The organism is Terriglobales bacterium (assembly GCA_035543055.1).
GTDB lineage: Bacteria > Acidobacteriota > Terriglobia > Terriglobales > Acidobacteriaceae > JAIQFD01.
On the sequence record DATKKJ010000088.1, the window covers coordinates 1 to 3,802 of the forward strand.

Annotated in this window: 6 protein-coding genes; 3 read left to right on the forward strand and 3 right to left on the reverse strand. The window is 62.3% G+C overall.

The window, feature by feature from the left end:
- A partial coding sequence (locus VMS96_06875) for a phosphoribosyltransferase family protein (protein HVP43138.1) occupies positions 1-258 on the forward strand: 258 nt, incomplete at its 5' end.
- Positions 259-262: 4 nt separating this feature from the next.
- On the forward strand, positions 263-865 hold the full coding sequence (locus VMS96_06880; GenBank protein HVP43139.1) for an HNH endonuclease: 603 nt from the start codon (positions 263-265) through the stop codon (positions 863-865).
- Positions 866-910: 45 nt separating this feature from the next.
- Here VMS96_06880 and VMS96_06885 read toward each other — a convergent pair whose 3' ends face one another.
- Entirely contained in the window at positions 911-1,273 is a 363-nt protein-coding gene (locus VMS96_06885; GenBank protein HVP43140.1) for a four helix bundle protein, read from the reverse strand.
- A 134-nt stretch (positions 1,274-1,407) separates the two neighbouring features.
- On the opposite strand from VMS96_06885, the gene VMS96_06890 reads away from it, so the two are divergent.
- Positions 1,408-1,872, forward strand: a complete 465-nt coding sequence (locus VMS96_06890; GenBank protein HVP43141.1) for a nuclear transport factor 2 family protein — start codon at positions 1,408-1,410, stop codon at positions 1,870-1,872.
- Between the two features lie 125 nt (positions 1,873-1,997).
- On the opposite strand, the gene tnpA is transcribed toward VMS96_06890, so the two are convergent.
- Entirely contained in the window at positions 1,998-2,438 is a 441-nt protein-coding gene (tnpA, locus tag VMS96_06895; protein ID HVP43142.1) for an IS200/IS605 family transposase, read from the reverse strand.
- A gap of 383 nt (positions 2,439-2,821) precedes the next feature.
- The gene (locus tag VMS96_06900) at positions 2,822-3,619 is read right to left on the reverse strand and encodes a hypothetical protein (GenBank protein HVP43143.1); all 798 of its coding nucleotides are present in this window, start codon (positions 3,617-3,619) and stop codon (positions 2,822-2,824) included.
- Positions 3,620-3,802 lie beyond the last annotated feature (183 nt).

A 3,802-nucleotide genomic window follows, 5' to 3' on the forward strand; every position in this document is an offset into this window, starting at 1 on the left:
GCCCAGCGCCGGGCCAATGTCCGCGGGGCCTTCGCAGTCATGGCGCCGGAACAGATCGCCGGCCGCGACGTCGTCCTGGTGGACGACGTCTTCACCACCGGCACCACCGTCTCCGAGTGCGCGCGCGTCCTGCGCCGCGCCGGGGCTTCCAGGGTTTTCGTTGCCACCGTGGCTCGCGTGCTGAAGTCCGAGCCCATGGCGGCAGCATCAAACAATGAGAGCAGGGAGGAGGAAGCGGCGCTGGCCGCGACCGCCTAGGGCTATGCCAGATCGATCGAACCCCGGGAAGGCCAAGCACATCCGTCAGATCCCGCACGTGGTGCCGTCGCCGCCGCACCACGACGGCCGCAACGTGATGCACGCGCCGGTGCTGGTGCTCAACGCGTCGTATGAGCCCATCAACATCTGCGCCGCGCGCCGCGCCATCGTGCTGGTGCTCAAGGGCGTGGCCATGACCGAGGAGGAGAACGGACATTTCCTGCACGCCGCCCGCATGGCCATGCGCGTGCCCTCGGTCATCCGCCTGCTGGAATACCGCCGTATCCCCCACCAGACCCGGGCCCTGTCGCGCAAGAACATCCTGCTCCGCGACCGCAATACCTGCCAGTACTGCGGCAAGTCGCTGCCCTCGAGCGAGCTCACCCTGGACCACGTGGTGCCGCGCTCCCGGGGCGGGCTCTCCGCCTGGGAGAACCTGGTCGCCTGCTGCCATTCCTGCAACCGCACCAAGGGCAACCAGCTGCTGGCCGAGGCCGGTATGAAACTGCTGCGCGAGCCCCGCGCCTTCTCCCTCCACACCAGCCGCCACATCATGCGCATGCTGGGGCGCTCCGACGCCAAGTGGAGGAAGTACCTCTTCTACTGAGTACCAAGTACCCAGTACCAAGTACCAAGTACCAAGCGGGAAGAATCAGTCTTCAACCTTCAGCGAACTCATGAGGCCGTTGAGGATGCGGCCGAGTTCGACTACACGTTGGACCAGGGCTGAAGTCGTCTGCGGCGTTAGGTAATGCCGCCGCTCGGATATGAGGATCTGGGTTTCCAGCTCCGCCAAGGATCCACGCGCATCGCGAAGGAAGTGCCGGAAGTCTCGATTGGAAAATCGAGCCTGCCCTTCCGCAATGTTGCTGGGAATCGATACCGCTGCGCGGCGCATCTGGTCGGCCAATCGGTACATCTCGCGCTGCGGAAAATCGGCGGTAGCGTCATAGATCGCGTCGGCCATATCCATGGCCTTTTGCCACGCCACCAGGTCCTTGAATGATTGCGGCATCGGCAGTCCTCCGATTTCGGCGGACGGTACCACGCCGCTGCTCCCCACGTCTGTGACTTGGTACCTGGTACTTGGTACTTCCGCTCCGCCTGGTACCTGGTACCTGGTACCTGGTACTTGGTACTCTTCCGCCCATGACCCGCTACCTGGTGATATTCGCGCTCACGCTCCTGGCCGCAATCCCCGCACTCGCCCAACAGGGCCGCTGGGCTGCTCCCGACGACAAAACGGCGAAGTACATGATCGACATGGAGCGGCGGTGGGCGGAGGACGCCTGCGACCACAACCTCATCTCCGAGACCATCCTGGCCGAAGACTTCCAGGGCACGGCTCCCGATGGAAAGCGCTACACCAAGGCTGAAGAGACCGAAGAATCCAGGCATCCGACGCGTCAGATCAGCGATTGCCGGCTGGACGAGGCCAAGGTCCGCTTCTTCGGCGAAACCGTCGCCCTGGTGTATGGCAGCGAGAGCCGCACGCTCAAAGCGGCGGACGGGAAAGAGCATCCCGAGACCCTGATCTGGACCGACACCTGGCTGAAGCGCGGCGGCAAGTGGCAGATCGTCGCTGCCCAGGACATGAAGTCGGAATGCAAGTGAGCGGCGGAAATGATCACGTAGCGCGGCCGTCCTCGGCCGCGAACCCGCCTTCAGGCGGGCATTTGAAAATAGCTCACCACGAAGTAGTGGGTAGGCTGGAACGCTGTGGCCGTGTGAGCCCACCTTCAGGCGGGCGATTGACCGCTCAATTCCACTCCATACAACCGGCACAGCGCCCCGAATTCCTCCTCGAACGATCTCTTCTTATGGTGCTCGGCTTGGTTCGCGATGTATTGGACGGTGTGTTCCTTTTGCGACGCTCCGATGGAAAACGCCCCGTACCCGTCCTGCCATGCAAAATCCACCGCGAACGTCTCGTGCATGAATTTCGACGAACCCGCCTTCACCTCCCGCATCACCTTTGCGATCGGGGTATTCGCCGATAACGAGAGGAGAAGGTGCACGTGCTCCTCCACCCCTCCGACCGCCAGTGCCACTGCGCCGTTCTGCCGCGCGATACCACCCATGAATTCCCACAGGCGCAGTTGCATCTCTGGCTTGATGGTCGATCGCCGGTTCTTTGTAGAAAACACGCAATGCATCAAGGCGCACACGATCGAATGCATCGTCATTCTCCCCAGGGGCTTGCCCTGCGACATCTTCAATCGCCCGCCGAGAAGCGGGCTTACCTACCGTGCTCGTCCTATCCCACCACTTCGTGGTGGGCTATTTTCAATTGCCCGCAAAGCGGGCGGTCATTTTCACCGCTGTAGACGCCCTCGTCCTTGCGAGCCCGCGTGAGCGGTCGTCTGCTAGGTACTTGTCCGTCACGATCCGCAGCCCGCCTTCAGGCGGGCGTTTGAACGTAGCCCCGGGCGCCTCGCCCGGGGTGGCGGTCCCAAATCGATCCCGAGCCCCTTCAGGGGCGATTGAAACACGCGCCGTGTGCTTGGGACAAGAAAGGGCCGCGAGGATCGCGGCCCTTTGTATCCTTACTAGAAACGAGAAGCTACTTGGGTTGCGGCTTCTGTTGCTGCGTCCCGGGCAGTTCCTGGCCCTCGTAGGTGATGCGGGTCTTGGCGCCGAAGCGCTTGTAGTTGGTGTACTTCACCACCTCGACGATGCGCACGTCGCCGGTAGAGAACTGCAAGGTGTCGTCGGCGCGGGTGTAGGTGGGGAACCAGTAGCGGCCATCCACCTGCTCGCGGTAGGTGGTGAAAGCGGGGAAGAGGTTCTCCTGGCCTTTCTTCTTACGGATGTCGGGGACGGTCTTGCCGTAGGTCTTCACGATCTGGAAGTCCTTGTCGTCCACCCAGATGCGGCCGTCGAAGTAGCGCTTGTCTTTCTGAATGGTGCGGGGGTGGATGTCGAATACGTAGCAGCGCAGCTCGTCTTCCTGCTGCTGCCCGACATACTGGATGTCGTACTCCGGCAGCTCGTCGCTGGTGAGCACGAAGGGCAGGCGGTTGCGGATGTCGTCCAAGTCTTCCCGCGTGATTTGGATGCGCTGCAGCGAGGACTGGGGGGCGAACCTCACGTTCTCGATGCGCCGCCCCCGGTCATCGAAGGTCACGTCGAACACTTCGCGGTAGGTGCCCCGGTCCTCCGGCGTCTCCACCCTCACATCCTGCGTATAGGTATAGTTCTCCCGGGCGAGCTTGAATTCCTTTTCCTTGGAGGCGAAACGCTGGATGACCTCGTTGACCGAGATGCCGGTGGGAGGGGCGGGGTTGAGCGGGCCTTCCTGAGCGGAGGCCAGGCTACAAAGCAGCGCGAAGATGGCGGCCAGAGTGAGCTTGCGTGTCATAGGTGGTTGTTCCGAATCTCCTTAGTTTAGATGCCAGCAGCGCGGAAGAAGTACTCAGTACTCACTGATTCGGGCTGACAGCCAGCCACCGCTCCGTATTAGACTATGCGGTTTGGCTGGAGGTCATATGGTACGCCGTGCTGCTGCACTCGTAATCCTCTTCCTTTCCACCCTTGGCCTGGC